This is a genomic window from Microvirga thermotolerans (genome assembly GCF_009363855.1).
Classification (GTDB): Bacteria; Pseudomonadota; Alphaproteobacteria; order Rhizobiales; family Beijerinckiaceae; genus Microvirga; species Microvirga thermotolerans.
The window spans coordinates 162,496-177,231 of sequence record NZ_CP045423.1 but is presented as its reverse complement, the minus strand read 5'-3'; the positions used below and the strand labels follow the sequence as shown (position 1 = coordinate 177,231).

General features: G+C 71.4%; 15 protein-coding genes. 8 read left to right on the top strand and 7 right to left on the bottom strand.

The features are described 5' to 3' along the window. Positions 1–21: 21 nt before the first annotated feature. Positions 22–594, top strand: coding sequence for a ribosome hibernation-promoting factor, HPF/YfiA family (hpf, locus tag GDR74_RS00780; protein ID WP_152584513.1), 573 nt, complete (start codon positions 22–24; stop codon positions 592–594). A 79-nt stretch (positions 595–673) separates the two neighbouring features. Then, complete coding sequence (gene ptsN, locus GDR74_RS00775) at positions 674–1,132, top strand: PTS IIA-like nitrogen regulatory protein PtsN (protein WP_152584512.1); 459 nt, start codon at positions 674–676, stop codon at positions 1,130–1,132. 41 nt (positions 1,133–1,173) lie between these two features. Here ptsN and GDR74_RS00770 read toward each other — a convergent pair whose 3' ends face one another. Further along, positions 1,174–2,364 carry a winged helix-turn-helix domain-containing protein gene (locus GDR74_RS00770; RefSeq protein WP_152587606.1) on the bottom strand — a complete coding sequence of 397 codons (1,191 nt, stop codon included), beginning with the start codon at positions 2,362–2,364 and terminating at the stop codon, positions 1,174–1,176. A gap of 218 nt (positions 2,365–2,582) precedes the next feature. On the opposite strand from GDR74_RS00770, the gene GDR74_RS00765 reads away from it, so the two are divergent. Beyond that, on the top strand, positions 2,583–3,602 hold the full coding sequence (locus tag GDR74_RS00765) for an adenylate/guanylate cyclase domain-containing protein (protein ID WP_246179815.1): 1,020 nt from the start codon (positions 2,583–2,585) through the stop codon (positions 3,600–3,602). Between the two features lie 232 nt (positions 3,603–3,834). Further along, positions 3,835–5,343 carry an MDR family MFS transporter gene (locus GDR74_RS00760; protein ID WP_152584510.1) on the top strand — a complete coding sequence of 503 codons (1,509 nt, stop codon included), beginning with the start codon at positions 3,835–3,837 and terminating at the stop codon, positions 5,341–5,343. Between the two features lie 20 nt (positions 5,344–5,363). Here GDR74_RS00760 and GDR74_RS00755 read toward each other — a convergent pair whose 3' ends face one another. The 5 genes from GDR74_RS00755 to GDR74_RS00735 form a co-directional block, all read right to left on the bottom strand. Further along, the gene (locus GDR74_RS00755) at positions 5,364–6,533 is read right to left on the bottom strand and encodes an ABC transporter permease (protein ID WP_152584509.1); all 1,170 of its coding nucleotides are present in this window, start codon (positions 6,531–6,533) and stop codon (positions 5,364–5,366) included. After that, a complete protein-coding gene (locus GDR74_RS00750; RefSeq protein WP_152584508.1) occupies positions 6,530–7,465 on the bottom strand; it encodes an ABC transporter ATP-binding protein in 936 nt (311 codons plus the stop codon). The genes GDR74_RS00755 and GDR74_RS00750 overlap by 4 nt, the downstream gene beginning before the upstream one ends. Further along, complete coding sequence (locus tag GDR74_RS00745) at positions 7,462–8,454, bottom strand: HlyD family secretion protein (RefSeq protein ID WP_152584507.1); 993 nt, start codon at positions 8,452–8,454, stop codon at positions 7,462–7,464. Before GDR74_RS00745 ends, GDR74_RS00750 begins: the two co-directional genes overlap by 4 nt. Further along, on the bottom strand, positions 8,451–9,098 hold the full coding sequence (locus tag GDR74_RS00740; RefSeq protein ID WP_194164591.1) for a TetR/AcrR family transcriptional regulator: 648 nt from the start codon (positions 9,096–9,098) through the stop codon (positions 8,451–8,453). The genes GDR74_RS00745 and GDR74_RS00740 overlap by 4 nt, the downstream gene beginning before the upstream one ends. Positions 9,099–9,301: 203 nt before the next feature. Beyond that, complete coding sequence (locus GDR74_RS00735) at positions 9,302–9,541, bottom strand: hypothetical protein (RefSeq protein WP_152584505.1); 240 nt, start codon at positions 9,539–9,541, stop codon at positions 9,302–9,304. 192 nt (positions 9,542–9,733) lie between these two features. On the opposite strand from GDR74_RS00735, the gene GDR74_RS00730 reads away from it, so the two are divergent. Beyond that, the gene (locus tag GDR74_RS00730; RefSeq protein WP_152584504.1) at positions 9,734–11,296 is read left to right on the top strand and encodes a helicase HerA domain-containing protein; all 1,563 of its coding nucleotides are present in this window, start codon (positions 9,734–9,736) and stop codon (positions 11,294–11,296) included. 169 nt (positions 11,297–11,465) lie between these two features. Then, positions 11,466–11,888 carry a GFA family protein gene (locus GDR74_RS00725; protein WP_152584503.1) on the top strand — a complete coding sequence of 141 codons (423 nt, stop codon included), beginning with the start codon at positions 11,466–11,468 and terminating at the stop codon, positions 11,886–11,888. Between the two features lie 57 nt (positions 11,889–11,945). Here the strand turns inward: GDR74_RS00725 and GDR74_RS18460 are convergent, their stop codons facing one another. Next, the gene (locus GDR74_RS18460) at positions 11,946–12,071 is read right to left on the bottom strand and encodes a hypothetical protein (protein ID WP_281349031.1); all 126 of its coding nucleotides are present in this window, start codon (positions 12,069–12,071) and stop codon (positions 11,946–11,948) included. A 131-nt stretch (positions 12,072–12,202) separates the two neighbouring features. Between GDR74_RS18460 and GDR74_RS00720 the strand changes: the two genes are divergently transcribed. Continuing rightward, on the top strand, positions 12,203–13,639 hold the full coding sequence (locus GDR74_RS00720) for a M20 family metallopeptidase (protein ID WP_152584502.1): 1,437 nt from the start codon (positions 12,203–12,205) through the stop codon (positions 13,637–13,639). 140 nt (positions 13,640–13,779) lie between these two features. Further along, positions 13,780–14,721 carry a ring-cleaving dioxygenase gene (locus tag GDR74_RS00715; RefSeq protein ID WP_152584501.1) on the top strand — a complete coding sequence of 314 codons (942 nt, stop codon included), beginning with the start codon at positions 13,780–13,782 and terminating at the stop codon, positions 14,719–14,721. Positions 14,722–14,736: the final 15 nt, after the last annotated feature.

Below are 14,736 nucleotides of genomic sequence, written 5' to 3'. Positions count from 1 at the left end.
GAAGAGGAGGGATGGAAGGAAATGACATTGCGGGTATCCGGCAAGAATCTCGATATCGGCGAGTCCCTGCGGTCCCAGGTCCAGGCCCGGATGGCGACGGCGCTGACCAAGTACTTCGACGGGAGCTACAAGGGCCACGTCACCGTAACCCGCGACGGCGGCAACTTCCGCACGGATTGCGTCCTGCACCTGCCCACGGGAATCACCCTCGAGGCCTCGGGAGCGGCGAGCGACGCCTATGCCAGCTTCGACCAGACCGCCGAGCGGATCGAGCGCCGCCTGCGCCGCTACAAGCAGCGCCTGAAGGAGCACCCCCCGGCCCGGAGCCGCGAGACGGGGCTGGAGGCCCCCTATGCGGTCTTCGAGCCGCCGACCGACGAATCGGTCCAGGAGGAGGGATACCACCCCGTGGTCATTGCCGAGACCACCAAGCCGCTGCACCGCCTGTCGGTGAGCGACGCGGTGATGCAGCTCGATCTGACGGGAGCCCCCGCCCTCGTGTTCATCCACGCTAGCACCGGCCGCGTGAACGTCGTATACCGCCGCAGCGACGGGGCGATCGGCTGGGTCGATCCGCCGCTAGGCCAATCGTAAGGTCGCCTTCCTTTTCGGCCCGAGATTTGCTTGGAACGGCGCGGGCCGCGTCGGCCTCACAACGGATGTAGCGCGATCGATGCCTTTGCTGGACTTTCTTGATCCTCAGGCCGTGCTTCCGGCCCTGCGCGTCAGCGGCAAGAAGCAGGCTCTGCAGGAAATCTCCGCCCACGCGGCCAAGCTGGTCGGCCTGAGCGAGAGCACCATCTACGAAGCGCTGCTGCAGCGGGAGCGCCTGGGCTCCACGGGCATCGGCGAGGGGATCGCCATCCCCCACGGCAAGCTTCCCGGCCTCACCCGCATCTTCGGCCTCGTGGCCCGCCTCGAGAAGCCCATCGACTTCGAGGCTCTCGACGGCCAGCAGGTCGACATCCTCTTCCTGCTCCTCGCCCCGGAAGGCGCGGGCGCCGACCACCTCAAGGCCCTGGCCCGGGTGGCGCGGGTCCTGCGCGAGCCCGGCCTCGTCGAGCGGATCAGGGCGACCCGCGACGCCAGCGCCCTCTACGCCATCATGACGGAGCTGCCGAAGGCGGCCTGAGGCGCTTCGCCCCCGTCACGGCGGGTCTCGCAGCTCGGGTCTCACAGCTCCAGGCGCCGTGCCCAGTCCTTCGGCGCGGCGACATCGCCGAGGCGGAGCCACTCCGCCATCAGGCGCAGCTCCGCCCCCAGGGGCGCGGCGATCTCCTCCGGACGGATTCCCGCCTCGGGATGGATCGAATGCACGACGAGCCGCCCGGCGGCCCGGTCGGCCTTCAAGTCGAGGCGGGCGACGATGCGCTCGCCGAGGAGGAAGGGCAGGCAGTAATAGCCGAATTCGCGCTTCTCGGCCGGGGTGTAGATCTCGATGCGGTAGCGGAAGTCGAACAGACGCTCCGTGCGGGTGCGCTCCCAGACGATCGGATCGAAGGGCGAGACCAGGGCCCGCGCCTCCACCTTCCGCGGCAGCCGCGCCTGCGGGTCGAGATAGACCGGCCCGTTCCAGCCCTCCACCGTCGCCGGCACGAGGTCTCCCGCCTCGACGAGCTCGGGGATGCGCGCCTTCGCATCGGCGGCGTCGAGGCGGAAATAGTCGCGCAGGCAGCGCTCGCTGGCGATGCCGAGCGCCCGGATCGAAAGGCGCAGCAGCTCCCGCTGGGCCTCGTCCTCCGGCGGCGTCGGCGCGTCGAGCACCGCCGCCGGAATGACCCGCTCCGGAAGGTCGTAGACGCGCTCGAAGCTGCGCCGCGTGGCGGTGGTGACCTCCCCGGCCCAGAACAGCCATTCGAGCGCCCGCTTGCCGTCGCTCCAGCCCCACCAGGAGCCCTGGCCCTTGCCGCCCATGGACAGGTCCCCCGCGGCGAGGGGGCCGCGGGCGGCGATCTCCCGCCGCACCTCCTCCACGAAGGCGCGCCGCTCGCGCCCGAAGCGGGCGAGCCCGCCATAGATGCCCTCGCCCCGCGCCGCCCGCGCCATGCGCCAGCGGAAGAGGGGATGCAGGTCGAGGCGGATGAGGGACGCCTCGTGGCCCCAGTACTCGAAGGCGCTGCGCCTGCGGCGGTGGTAGGCGGCCTTCTCGAGAAGCTCCCGGTCGTAGGCGCCGAGCCGGGAGAACAGGGGCATGTAGTGGGCCCGCACCAGCACGTTGACCGAATCGATCTGGAGCAGGTTCGAGCGCGCGAGCACGCGGCCCACGTGCCGGGAGGCGGGCGCCGCCGGGCGGGGCTCGGCGAAGCCTTGGGCGGCCAGCGCGATCCGGCGGGCCTGGGCGAGGGAGAGGCGGGTCCGGGGCATGGTGAACATTTGCGGAACTTCCACCCAGCTAGCCCGAACCCTGCCGCTCCGGCAAGCCGGTCCGGCCGAACCGGGGCGCGCGTCCACATGCGAATCGCCCGCCGCGGCGGTGACAAGCTTGGCCGCCTCGGCTACGACAGGGAGACCGGAGGGCAGACTCCGCTTTCGGCCCGCCGTTCGATGCCCCACCCGCGAACCCGAAACCGATGAGGTGCGCAGTGCGATTCGGACCGTTGTTCTGGACCGGGGCGGTCCTGTTCGGCGCCGGCGCCGGCGCGCTGTACGGCCTCATCTTCGGCACGGTGCATCCGGCGATCTCGGCGATCTACGGCGCCTGCACGGGCACCCTCCTGCTCGCCTTCGAGCGGCGCCTGATCCTGTCCGGCATCCAGGCGCGCCTGCGGCGGCTCTCCACGCCCCTCTATCTCGCCGGGTCCGTGGCCGCCTATCTCGCCCTCATCGTCCTGGGCAACGCGGTCGCGGGCAGCCTCATCTGGAACGCCGGCTTGCTCCCGGAGACCCTCGTCGATCTGATGCTCCCGTCGACGCGGGTGGTCCTCTATTCGCTGGCGGTCTCCGCCGTCGCCGGGTTCGTGCTGCGCATGCGCGACCTGATCGGCACGGAGATGTTCGTCAACCTGCTCATCGGCCGCTACCACAGGCCCGTGAGCGAGGAGCGCGTCTTCCTGTTCATCGACCTCGTCGGCTCGACGAGCCTCGCGGAGGATCTCGGCGACATGCGCTTCCAGGCGCTGCTCGGCGACTTCATGGCCGCGCTCGCGGAGCCGGTCCGGCGCTGCCGCGGCTCCATCGACGACTATATCGGCGACATGGCGATGGTGACCTGGCCCCTCGAGCGCGGCGTCCGGGATGCCCGGTGCCTGAACGTCATCCGCGCGATCCGGGAGCAGATCGACCGCGACGCCGCCACCTGGCAGGCCCGGTTCGGGATCACGCCCGATTTCCGCGTCGCCCTGCATTGCGGGCCCGTCGTCACGGCGGACGTGGGCGTGGAGAAGCACAAGATCGCGTATTTCGGCGACACGGTGAACACCACCTCCCGGCTCGAGGCGCTCTGCCGGGAACTCGGCGAGACGGTGCTGGTCTCCTCCGACCTCCTGTCGCGGCTGAAGGTCCCTCCCGGCTTCGCCTTCGAGGACCTCGGCCTGCGCGCCCTGCGCGGCCGCGACCAGCCGCTCGGCCTCTTCGCCCTGCGCTCCGGCCTCCGGCGGGCCTAGAGCGTCGGACGAGAAGTCGAACTCGCATCCGATACTCCAGGCTTTTGATTCGCCGCATCTTTTTCGTGCAGAACCGGTTCCCACTTTTGCGCTCGATGGCTGGGGCGCCCGGGGCGGTTTGCGCAAACCGCCCCGGGCCGGGAACCGCTCCGGGGGCCGTGCGCATATCAGGCCTGCGGCGGGGTTTCGGGACAGGACGCTCCCGGTCTCCTAAGAAGCCCGCAGCAACGCGATGGAATCCATGGATCGATCCGCCTCCCCCTCCCCGCAGCCCGCCTCCTCCGCCCTCAGCCAGGCGGAGATCCGCACCATCATCGTCGGCATCATGCTGGCGATGCTGCTCGCCGCCCTCGACCAGACCATCATCGCCACCGCCCTGCCGACCATCGGCCGCGAGCTCGGCGATCTGGAGCATCTGCCCTGGGTCGTGACCGTCTATCTCCTCACCGCCACGGCGGTGACGCCCCTCTACGGCAAGTTCAGCGACAGCCACGGCCGGCGGGTCACCATGCTCATCGGCATCGTCGTGTTCGTGCTCGGGTCGATCGCCTGCGCGCTCGCCCCGAGCATGATCGTGCTCATCCTCGCCCGGGGCCTGCAGGGGCTCGGCGGCGGCGGGCTGATCGCCCTGGGCCAGACCATCGTGGCCGATCTGGTGGCGCCGAAGGAGCGCGCGAAGTACCAGGTCTACTTCGCCAGCGTATTCATGACGTCGAGCCTGGTCGGGCCCGTGCTCGGCGGCTTCTTCGCGGAGCACCTGCACTGGTCGGTGATCTTCTGGATCAACCTGCCCCTCGGGCTGATCGCCCTCGCCATCGCCTTCCATACCCTGAAGAAGCTGCCGCGGCACGACCGGCCGCACCGGCTCGACCTGCTCGGGGCGCTTCTCCTCGTGGCCGCCACCGTGTCCCTGCTCCTGGCGCTGAGCTGGGGCGGGCTGCGCCATCCCTGGGGCTCGCCGCCGGTCCTCGGACTCGTCGCCGCCTCCGGCCTGCTGTGGCTGCTCTTCGCCCTGCGGATGCGCACCGCGCCGGAGCCGCTGATCCCGCCGGGCGTCCTGCACAATCCGGTCGTGCGCATGGGCACTCTCTCAGCCTGCTTCGGCATGGGGACCTATATCGGCCTGACCATCTACCTTCCGGTCTATTTCGAGGCCGTGCGCGGCATCTCCGCGAGCGTCTCGGGCCTCGCGCTCATTCCCCTCATGGTCGGCACGGTGGCGGGCGCGACCCTGTCGGGGCGCACCATGGCGCGGGTCCGGCACTACAAGCGTCTGCCGGTGGCGGGGCTCTGCGTCGCCATGGCGGCGACCGCGGCCCTGGCGCTCCTCGGGGACCGGCTCCCCTTCCCCGGCATCGAGATCATCCTCGGCGTGATCAGCATCGGGCTCGGCACCCTGCTGCCGGTCTCCACGGTCGCCATCCAGAACGCGGTCGCCGTCCACCAGCTCGGCACCGCGACGGGAACGGCCAATTTCTTCCGCTCCCTCGGCGGGGCGTTCATCGTCGCGATCTTCGGCGCCATCGTGCTCGGGGGGAGCGGCCTGGGCGGCGCGGCGGATTTCGAGAGCCTCGCCGGCGTCGCGGCCCGCAGCGGGGTCGATCTCTCCCGGGTGTTCGCCCACGTATTCATGGCCGCCGCCGCGGGCTTCGCCCTCGCCCTCGCCTTCCTGCTCGCCATGGAGGAGCGCCCCCTGCGCAGCGGCGCGGCCAAGGCGGCCGAGGCGGCGATCGCGGACTGACCGGCGGGCCGGCCGCCCCGTCAGTCGAGGGTCTGGCGGAACCGGGCCACCGCGACGCCCATGGCGACCAGGGCGAAGAGGCCGAGGGCCAGCACGTCGGTCTGCAGGTCCACGAAGGCGGCGCCCTTCAGCATGATGCCGCGCACGATGCGCAGGTAATGGGTGAGCGGCAGGATCTCGCCGACGACCTGCGCCCAGCCGGGCATGCCGCGGAAGGGGAACATGAAGCCCGAGAGCAGGATGCTCGGCAGAAAGAAGAAGAACGACATCTGCATCGCCTGGAGCTGGCTGCGGGCGACCGTCGAGAAGGTGTATCCCACCGACAGGTTCGCGAGGATGAAGAGCAGGGTCAGGGCGACGAGGAGCCCGAGGCTGCCCACCACCGGCACGCCGAAGAGGAGCTTCGCGGCTCCCAGGATGAGCCCCGCCTGAAGGCCGCCGATCGCGAGATAGGGCGCGATCTTGCCGAGCATGATCTCCACGGGCCGGATCGGCATGGCGAGCAGGCTTTCCATGGTGCCGCGCTCCACCTCGCGGGTGACGGAGAGGGCGGTGAAGATCAGCATGGTGAGGGTGAGGATCGTGCCCATGAGGCCGGGCACGATGTTGAGCCGCGTCTCGCCGGCCGGATTGTAGCGCCGGTGGATGCGCAGCTCGAAGGGCGGCGCCTGCGCGGCGCGCGCGGCGACGGGGCCGGCGAGATCGCGGGAGAAGACGGTGGCGCTGAGCCCCTGCAGCGCGGTCACCGCGCTGCCCGACGCCACCGGGTCGCTCGCGTCCGCCACCACGAGCAGGGCCGGCCGCTCGCCGCGGATGACGTCGCGGCCGAAATGCGCCGGGATCTGCACCCCGAACTGGACCCGGCCCGACAGGATCAGGTGGTCGAGCTCCGCCTCGCTCTCCGCCGCGACGCGGATGTCGAAATAGCCGCTCACGCGCAGGGCCGCCACGAAGGAGCGCGCGAAGGCGCTCTCGTCCTGGATCAGGACGGCGGTCGGCAGGTTCTTCGGGTCCGTGTTGATGGCGTAGCCGAAGAGGAGGAGCTGCATGAGCGGGATGAAGATCATCGTCGCGAAGGTGATCCGGTCCCGGCGCAGCTGCAGCAGCTCCTTGAGGAAGGCCGCGAAGACGCGGCCGAGGGAGGCGCGCAGGCCCCGGGTCCGGCGGTCGGGGGCGGCCCCGGCGCTCATGCGAAATTGTCCTTCGTGCGGCTCATCAGGTCGATGAAGACGTCTTCCAGGGTCGGCTCGCCCGGGGCCCAGCGCTGCGCGCCGCCCTCGCGAAGGTCCCGCGTCGCCGCGTCGAGCCTGGCCCTGTCGCGCCCGCTCACGTGGAGCGCCGTCCCGAACGGGGCCACCATGTCCACGCCCTCGCGCCCCTTCAGCGCCTCTGCAAGGTCCGCGAGGCCGGGCCCGGTGACCACGTAGGTCGCAAGGTGCGCGTCGGCGATCACCGCATCGACGGTGCCCCGGGCGAGGAGCTCGCCATAGGCGATGTACGCGATCTCGTGGCAGCGCTCCGCCTCGTCCATGTAGTGGGTCGAGACCAGCACGGTCATGCCCTGGTGGGCGAGGGCATGGATCTCGTCCCAGAATTCCCGCCGCGCCTTCGGGTCGACCCCGGCGGTCGGCTCGTCGAGGAGCAGGAGCTGCGGCCCGGGGAGGATGCAGGCGCCGAGCGCGAGGCGCTGCTTCCAGCCGCCGGACAGTTCGCCGGCGAGCTGCCCGGCGCGGTTCTCGAGCCCGAGGCGCCGGATCGCCGCGTCGGCGGCTGCGCGGGGACGCTCCAGATTGTAGACCCGCGCGACGAATTCCAGGTTCTCGCGGATGGAGAGGTCCGCATAGAGGGAGAAGCGCTGGGTCATGTAGCCCACGTGCCGCTTGATCTCGGCAGACTGGGTGAGGATGTCGTAGCCGAGGCAGGTGCCGTGGCCGCTGTCGGGCGTCAGCAGGCCGCAGAGCATGCGCAGCGTCGTGGTCTTGCCGCTGCCGTTCGGGCCGAGGAAGCCGTAGATCAGGCCCCGGCGCACCTGCATGGAGAGATTGCGCACCACGGGGCGGCCGCCGAAGGACTTGGTCAGCCCCTCGACGTCGATGACGACATCTGCGGCGGGGGCGGTCACGGCGGCGTCTCCGCCGGCAGGCGCACGACGCTCACCGGCAGGCCGATGGGCAGGCTCGCCCCGTCGAGGGGCTGCGCCTCGAGGCGGAACACCAGCTTGGCGCGCTCCTGCTCGCTGAAGATCACCGGCGGCGTGTATTCCGCCTCGCCCGACATGAAGCTCACTCGCGCCTTCAGGGAGGCCGCGCAGCCGTCGCAGGAGAGGCCGACGACCTGGCCCAGGGCGAAAGCGTGAAGGCTGCGCTCCGGCACGTAGAAGCGGATGCGCCGGTTCGCGGGCGGCAGGAGCGCGAGCACGGGCTGGCCTGCGTTCACGGTCTCGCCGGCGCGGAAATACACGTCCTCCACCTGCGCCCTCTCCGGGGCCGCCACCCGGCGCTTGGCGAGACGGGTCTCGGCCTGGCGCAGGGCGGCCTCGGCCACCTCCACCGCGGCCCGCGCCGCCTCGATCTCGGCCGAGCGGGCGGCGATCTGGCCCGCCTGGATCTGCCGCTGGACCTCCTGAAGGGCCGCCCTGTCGCGCTCGAAGGCCGTCCGCGCCTGGTCGAACTGGGCCTTGGCGGCGATTCCGCGGGCATAGAGGGCCTGCTGCCGGTCGAGTTCGGCCTGCGAGAGGTCGAGCTGCGCCCTGGCGCGCTCCTCCTGGGCCCGCAGCACCGCGATCTGCTCGGGCCGCTGCAGGGAGGACTGCAGGTTGGAAAGCTGCGCCTTCGCCTGCTCCCGGCGCGCCTCCGCCTCCCGGCGCTGGGCCTCCTGGAGGGAGGAATCGAGCTCGAACAGGACCCTTCCCGCCTCGACCGTGTCGCCCTCCCGCACGGCGAGGCTGTCGATCCGCCCGCCCTCCTCGGGCGCCATGAAGACCAGATAGCCCTCCACGTAGCCCTGGAAGCGCTCGGGGCCCTCGTCCCGGCGCCCGTAGTGCCAGAAGGCGGCCCCCGCTGCGGCCAAGGCGGCGAGGAGGGCGAGCGCGGCGAGGATTCGCCGGGTCATGGGCCAGGTCCTTTCAGCGCCCGCATGACGAGGGCCAAGTGGGTGTCCAGCATGCCTTCCACGTCCAGGGGATCGATCCGCTGGAAGAAGCTGGTCCACAGGAGGGCGAGGACGCCGGGTGCGATGGCGAGCTGCGGGAAGCGCATGAGCGCATCGGACCGGAACTCCCCCGTGGCGACGCCCTGCGCGGCGATGGCGCGCAGGAGCCGCAGGCCCGTGCCGATCACCTCCCGGTGGTAGATCTCGGCGAGCTGCGGGAAGCGCCAGGCCTCCGTGAGCACGAGGCGCACGACGTCGACCCGTCGCGTGCCGAGGATCTCCTTGCGCAGGAAGGCGAACAGGGCCCTGAGCTTCTCCTCCGCAGAGGCGTCGAGGGCCAGCACGTGCTGCTCGACGGCCCCGATGGGCCCGCCGATCCCGGAGCGGATCAGGGCCTCCAGCAAGGCCTGCTTGGAGGGGACGTAGAGATAGATCGTTCCCTTGGCGACGCCCGCCCGCGCCGCCACGTCCTCCAGCCGCGCCTCGGTGAACCCCTTCTCCAGGAAGACGTCGAGCGCCGCGTCGAGGATCGCCCGGAGCTTGGCCTGCCGGTCCTCCTCCCTGCGGGCCGGAGCCCGACGCGTCCTCACCTGCCTGTTCGCCACGGCCGAGCCTTGTAATGACTGACTGGTCAGTCACTATATGCTCCTTTGCCGCCCCTGTCGACCCGGCTCCGGCGGGCGCGGTTCTGCCGGGCCGCCGCAGAATCCGCGTCTTCCGGGCGGCCCGCCGCTCTCGCCGCCGGAGAGAGGAGGGGGGAGGGCGGGGCAGGCCCGGGCGAGGAGAGTCCGGGCGGCGCTGGCGCTCCTCAGACCCTGCCCCGGACCATGATCCACACGGCCGCGAGCCCGATCAGAACGAGGAGGAAGAGACCCACCGCCTCGAAGGCCGTCTGGGCCCGCTCGGCGGCGGCCGGGGGCGGAGGCGCATCCCCGGCCCGGTCCAGGACGGAGCGGCTGCCCGCGGCGGAGGGCGCGAACCGCCACGGCCCCTCCGGCAGAAGCCTGGCGGGGAAGGGGACCGGAATGGCGGGCGGGAACGGCGACATCGTTCCTCCGGCGCCCAATCGGGGCGGTCGACGGGTGCAGGATGCGCCCGCATCGCGGCGGTTTCGCGGTGCCTGCGGCGCCATGGCTGGGGATAGCGGTTCAAGCCTGTGGAGCATTCCCGCTTTCCTGGCACTTTCGGGACGCCCGCCGTGTTAGGAGGGCGGCAGTCGTCGTGGAAAAGAGGGAGGCGCATGAAGGTCGGCATCGAGATGGGGCAGGTGTCCTCGGGACCTGTCTCCGGCGGCGCGCCGGGGACCGCGGCCATGCTCGACCTCGAGGAGCTTCTGGCCACGCGCCTGCTCGTCCAGGGCAATTCCGGATCGGGCAAGTCCCACCTCCTGCGCCGGCTCCTGGAGCAGAGCGCCTCCGTCGTCCAGCAGGCGGTCATCGACCCGGAGGGGGATTTCGTGACCCTCGCCGACAGGTTCGGGCACGTGGTGGTGGATGCCGCCCGCAGCGAGGGCGACCTCCAGCGCATCGCCGCGCGGGTGCGCCAGCACCGGGTCTCGGTGGTGCTGAGCCTGGAGGGGCTCGACGCGGAAGCGCAGATGCGCTGCGCCGCCGCCTTCCTCGGCGGCCTGTTCGACGCGGAGCGCGACTACTGGTATCCCATGCTCGTGGTGGTGGACGAGGCGCAGCTCTTCGCCCCCGCCGCGGCGGGGGAGGTGTCCGACGAGGCGCGCAAGGTGTCCCTCGGGGCCATGACGAACCTCATGTGCCGCGGCCGCAAGCGGGGGCTCGCCGGCATCATCGCCACCCAGCGCCTCGCCAAGCTTGCCAAGAACGTGGCGGCGGAGGCGTCCAACTTCCTCATGGGCCGGACCTTCCTCGACATCGACATGGCCCGCGCCGCCGATCTCCTCGGCATGGAGCGCCGCCAGGCGGAGATGTTCCGCGACCTGGAGCGCGGCCACTTCGTGGCGCTGGGGCCCGCCCTCTCGCGCCGCCCGGTGCCGATCCGCATCGGCCCGGTGGAGACTTCCGCCCGCAGCGGCAACTTCAAGCTCGTGCCCCTGCCGGAGCAGCCGGCGGAGGACGCCCGCGACCTGATCTTCAAGGCGGGAGAGGACGAGCGCGCGGTGCGGCCCGCCGCGCCCCGGCGCGCCCCGCCGCCTCCGCCGCCCTCCACGAACGACCTCCTGGCCCAGCTCGCCCGCACCCGCGCCGCCGCGGCGCCGGAGCCCCAGGCCGCCGAGGCGACGGAGGAAACCCGGGCCGAGCGCGATGCCGCCCTCGATGCGGTCCTGCGCGAGATCCTGGAGGATCCGGAGGCCGCCTTCCGCACGGTGGCGGTGCTCTACCAGGACTTTCTGGTGCGCTGCCGCATCCGCCGCATCGGCGGGGAGCCCCTGAGCCTGCCCGCCTTCCGCCGCCGCCTCGCGGTGGCGCGGGCCGGCGTGGACACCGCCACCGCCGAAGGCACGGAATGGGACCGCGCGGTGGCCTTCGCCGCCGACCTCGCGGAGGACATCCAGGGGGTCTACCTGCTCCTCGCCCGCGCCGCGCTGGAAGGGGCGCCCTGCCCGCCGGACGGGGAGATCGCCCGCGCCTGCGGCAGCCGCTCCCCCGGCCGCGCCCGGCGCCTCGTCGCCTACATGGAGAGCCGCAACATCGTGGTGACCCGCAACGACCCGCGGGGCCTGCGCATCATCGCCCTGCCCGACCTCGGCTGGGAGACCGCCCCGGGCGACCCGAACGCCTTCGAGGAGCCGGCGGCGAGCTCCGACAGCCGGGACCTGTTCGCGGTCGGGTAGGGCAGGCGGCGGCGCCCTCCGCCGTGCCGCTCAAAAGTAGCATCGGCGATATCGCAGGGAGATTGCCCCTGGTTGCCATTGTCGGGGCACCCGTTCGTCTGTTCAATCGCTCCGCGAACCGTTCTCTTGCGTCTGGCGGATCCGCTGACGCCGAACCGGAGAGGGAGCCATGACTTACCGGGGACAATGCTTCTGCGGTGCGGTCGAAATCGAGGTCGCCGGGACTCCGGAGGCGATGGGCTATTGCCACTGCCGGTCATGCCGCTCGTGGTCGGCGGGGCCCGTCAACGCCTTCAGCCTCTGGAAGCCCGAGGCGGTGCGTGTCACCGCGGGGGCCGAGCATGTCGCGACCTTCCAGAAGACGTCGTTCAGCCAGCGTCAGTACTGCGCCAAGTGCGGCGGTCACCTGATGACCAACCATCCGACCCTCGGCCTCGTGGACGTGTATGCGGCCACGATCCCGACGCTCGCCTTCACGCCCGGCGTTCACATCAACTATGCGGAGACGGTTTTGCCCATTCGGGACGGACTGCCGAAGTTCAAGGACGTCCCGGCCGAGTTCGGCGGCTCCGGCGAAACGGTCGCGGAGTAGCGGCGGTTCGTCGGCGGGCGGGACCCGCTCTCGCCGGTCTAGGGAGGCCGTCAGGACCTACGGTGAGGAATCGCCCGAGGACATGCGGATCCGCCGCTCCTGGTCGGCCCGGACGGCGAGGCGGTTCCTCAGGCGCGCATTCTCCTGCCGGAGGGTGGCGATCTCCCTGCGCAGCTGGCGCATGCGTGCCTCGGCCGCGCCGTGCGCCCGGAAGGGCTCCGGCCCGCGCCATCGCCGCAGCTTCCGTCCGCCGCGAAACGCCGGTAGGTTGCGCACCCGTTCGATGCACCGCGAGAGACGAAAGAGAGAGACACATGCACAACGACCGCCTGAGCCTCGACGAGATCGCCCGCCGGGTCGACGCCAAGGCGCCGGCCTTCTGCGCGTCGAGCGACCGCATCTGGGCCATGCCGGAGCTCGCCTTCGAGGAGCACGGGTCGGTCGCGGAGCAGATCGCGATGATGGAGGCGGAAGGCTTCCGCATCACGAGGAATGTCGGCGGCATGGCGACCGCCTTCGTGGCCGAGTGGGGGAGCGGCGGTCCCGTCGTCGGGATCCTGGGCGAGTACGACGCGCTGCCCGACCTGTCGCAGGAATCGGGCGCCGTGGGCCACGCGCCGCTCAAGGCGGGCGCGCCGGGCCACGGCTGCGGCCACAACCTTCTCGGCTCGGGCTCGGCCCTCGCCGCCGTCGCCCTCAAGGACGCCCTGGAGGCGGAGGGGATCGCGGGCACCGTGCGCTACTACGGCTGCCCCGCCGAGGAGAGCGGGTCCGGCAAGACCTTCATGGCGCGCGCCGGCCTGTTCGACGACCTCGACGCCGCCTTCTGCTGGCATCCGAGCGTCGTGAACGAGGTGCAGTCCACCTCCTCGCTCGCCTGCATCCAGGCCTATTTCCGCTTCCGGGGCCGCGCCGCCCACGCGGCGGCGGCGCCCCATGTGGGGCGCAGCGCCCTCGACGCGGTGGAGCTGATGAACATCGGCGTCAACTACATGCGCGAGCACATGCCCTCCGACGCCCGCGTGCACTACGCCGTCACCGACACCGGCGGCAGCGCGCCGAACGTGGTGCAGGCCTTCGCGGAATCGCTCTATCTCGTGCGCTCGCCGCATCTGCCCGACGCGGAGCGCCTCTTCGAGCGCGTGAAGAGGATCGCGGAAGGCGCGGCGCTCATGACCGAGACGACGGTGAGCGTGCAGATCACCGACGCCACGTCGAACGTGCTTCCCAACAAGGTGCTGCAGGAGGCCATGTACGAGAACATGCGCCGCCTCGGCCCGCCCGCCTTCGACGCGGCGGACTACGCCTTCGCCGAGAAGCTGCGCAAGGCGGCGATCACGGAGGAGGACGTCCTGGCGAGCGTGAAGCCGCACGACCTCTCGCTGCGGACGAAGATCCTCCACGACGGGGTGCTGCCCCTGCCCGCGCGGGAGGAGGTGTCCATGGGCACCACCGACGTGGGCGACGTGAGCTGGATCGTGCCGACGGTCCAGTGCCACACCGCCTGCTTCGCCATCGGAACCCCGTTCCATACGTGGCAGCTCGTGGCCCAGGGCAACCTGCCCGCGGCGCACAAGGGCATGGTGCTGGCCGCCAAGGCCATGGCGTCCACCGCCGCCGACTGCCTGCGCAATCCGGAGCTCATCGCCCGCGCCAAGGCGGAGCTGCGCGAGCGCACCGGCGGCCGGGCCTATGTCTGCCCGATCCCGGACAGCGTGACCCCGGACGACCTGCACCGCAGGGCCGCCTGAAGCCTCTCCGGGGGCGGTACCGTGGCGAAGGCCCGTGAGACCGGGTCTTCTTGCGTTTTGGCAAAGTCTCTTTGAGATTCTGCGCATCGCGCTTGCGGGATCGCAATTCTATCTTGGGGGCGACACCGATTGGAGCCCCCATGAAACTCACCGGCATCCACCACCTGACGGCCGTCACGGCCGACGCCAAGGGCAACCACGACTTCTACACGCAGGCGCTGGGCATGCGTCTGGTGAAGAAGACCGTCAACCAGGACGACGTGAGCGCCTATCACCTGTTCTACGGCGACGGCCAAGCCTCGCCGGGATCCGACATCACCTTCTTCGACTGGCCCGTGGAGCGGGAGCGGCGGGGCACCCACAGCATCGTGCACACGGCCCTGCGGGTGACCGGCGAGAGGACTCTCGCCTGGTGGAAGGAGCGCCTCGACTCCCTTCGCATCGCGAATGGCGGCATCGTCGAGCGCGACGGGCGCCTGTGGCTCGATTTCGAGGACCCGGAGGGCCAGCGGCTCGGCCTCGTGGACGACGGCGGCCGGGGCGACCCGTCCCATCCCTGGGACCGCAGCCCCGTCCCGGCGGAGCACCAGATCCGCGGCCTCGGGCCGATCACGATCAGCGTGCCCGCCATCGAGCGCACCGCCCGCGTCCTGACGGCGGGCATGGACATGCGCCCGGCGCGGGAATACCGGCGCGGGGAAAGCCCGGTGCACGTGTTCGAGATGGGGGAGGGCGGCCCCGCCGCCGAGCTCCACGTGGCGGTCGAGCCGCACCTGCCTCCGGCGCGGCCCGGCGCGGGCGGGGTGCACCATGTCGCCTTCCGCACGCCGGACGACGCGACCTATGCGGATGCGGCGCGGCGTCTCGCGGCCATGCGGGCGCCCTCCAGCGGCCCCGTGGACCGCTACTATTTCCGCAGCCTCTACTTCCGGGAGCCGAACGGCATCCTGTTCGAGATCGCGACCGACGGTCCGGGCTTCGCCACGGACGAGCCCATGGAGCATCTGGGCGAGGGGCTCGCCCTGCCGCCCTTCCTGGAACCCCGCCGGGCGCAGATCGAGGCCGGGCTGAAGCCGCTCTGAGGCGGGCGGGGTCCC

Bases quoted from the DNA above. Each gene is read 5' to 3' on its own strand.
- hpf (WP_152584513.1), top strand. From the start codon at position 22: ATGACATTGCGGGTATCCGGCAAGAATCTCGATATCGGCGAGTCCCTG.
- ptsN (WP_152584512.1), top strand. From the start codon at position 674: ATGCCTTTGCTGGACTTTCTTGATCCTCAGGCCGTGCTTCCGGCCCTG.
- GDR74_RS00770 (WP_152587606.1), bottom strand. From the start codon at position 2,364: ATGCCCCGGACCCGCCTCTCCCTCGCCCAGGCCCGCCGGATCGCGCTG.
- GDR74_RS00760 (WP_152584510.1), top strand. From the start codon at position 3,835: ATGGAATCCATGGATCGATCCGCCTCCCCCTCCCCGCAGCCCGCCTCC.
- GDR74_RS00755 (WP_152584509.1), bottom strand. From the start codon at position 6,533: ATGAGCGCCGGGGCCGCCCCCGACCGCCGGACCCGGGGCCTGCGCGCC.
- GDR74_RS00745 (WP_152584507.1), bottom strand. From the start codon at position 8,454: ATGACCCGGCGAATCCTCGCCGCGCTCGCCCTCCTCGCCGCCTTGGCC.
- GDR74_RS00735 (WP_152584505.1), bottom strand. From the start codon at position 9,541: ATGTCGCCGTTCCCGCCCGCCATTCCGGTCCCCTTCCCCGCCAGGCTT.
- GDR74_RS00730 (WP_152584504.1), top strand. From the start codon at position 9,734: ATGAAGGTCGGCATCGAGATGGGGCAGGTGTCCTCGGGACCTGTCTCC.
- GDR74_RS00725 (WP_152584503.1), top strand. From the start codon at position 11,466: ATGACTTACCGGGGACAATGCTTCTGCGGTGCGGTCGAAATCGAGGTC.
- GDR74_RS18460 (WP_281349031.1), bottom strand. From the start codon at position 12,071: ATGCGCCAGCTGCGCAGGGAGATCGCCACCCTCCGGCAGGAGAATGCG.
- GDR74_RS00720 (WP_152584502.1), top strand. From the start codon at position 12,203: ATGCACAACGACCGCCTGAGCCTCGACGAGATCGCCCGCCGGGTCGAC.
- GDR74_RS00715 (WP_152584501.1), top strand. From the start codon at position 13,780: ATGAAACTCACCGGCATCCACCACCTGACGGCCGTCACGGCCGACGCC.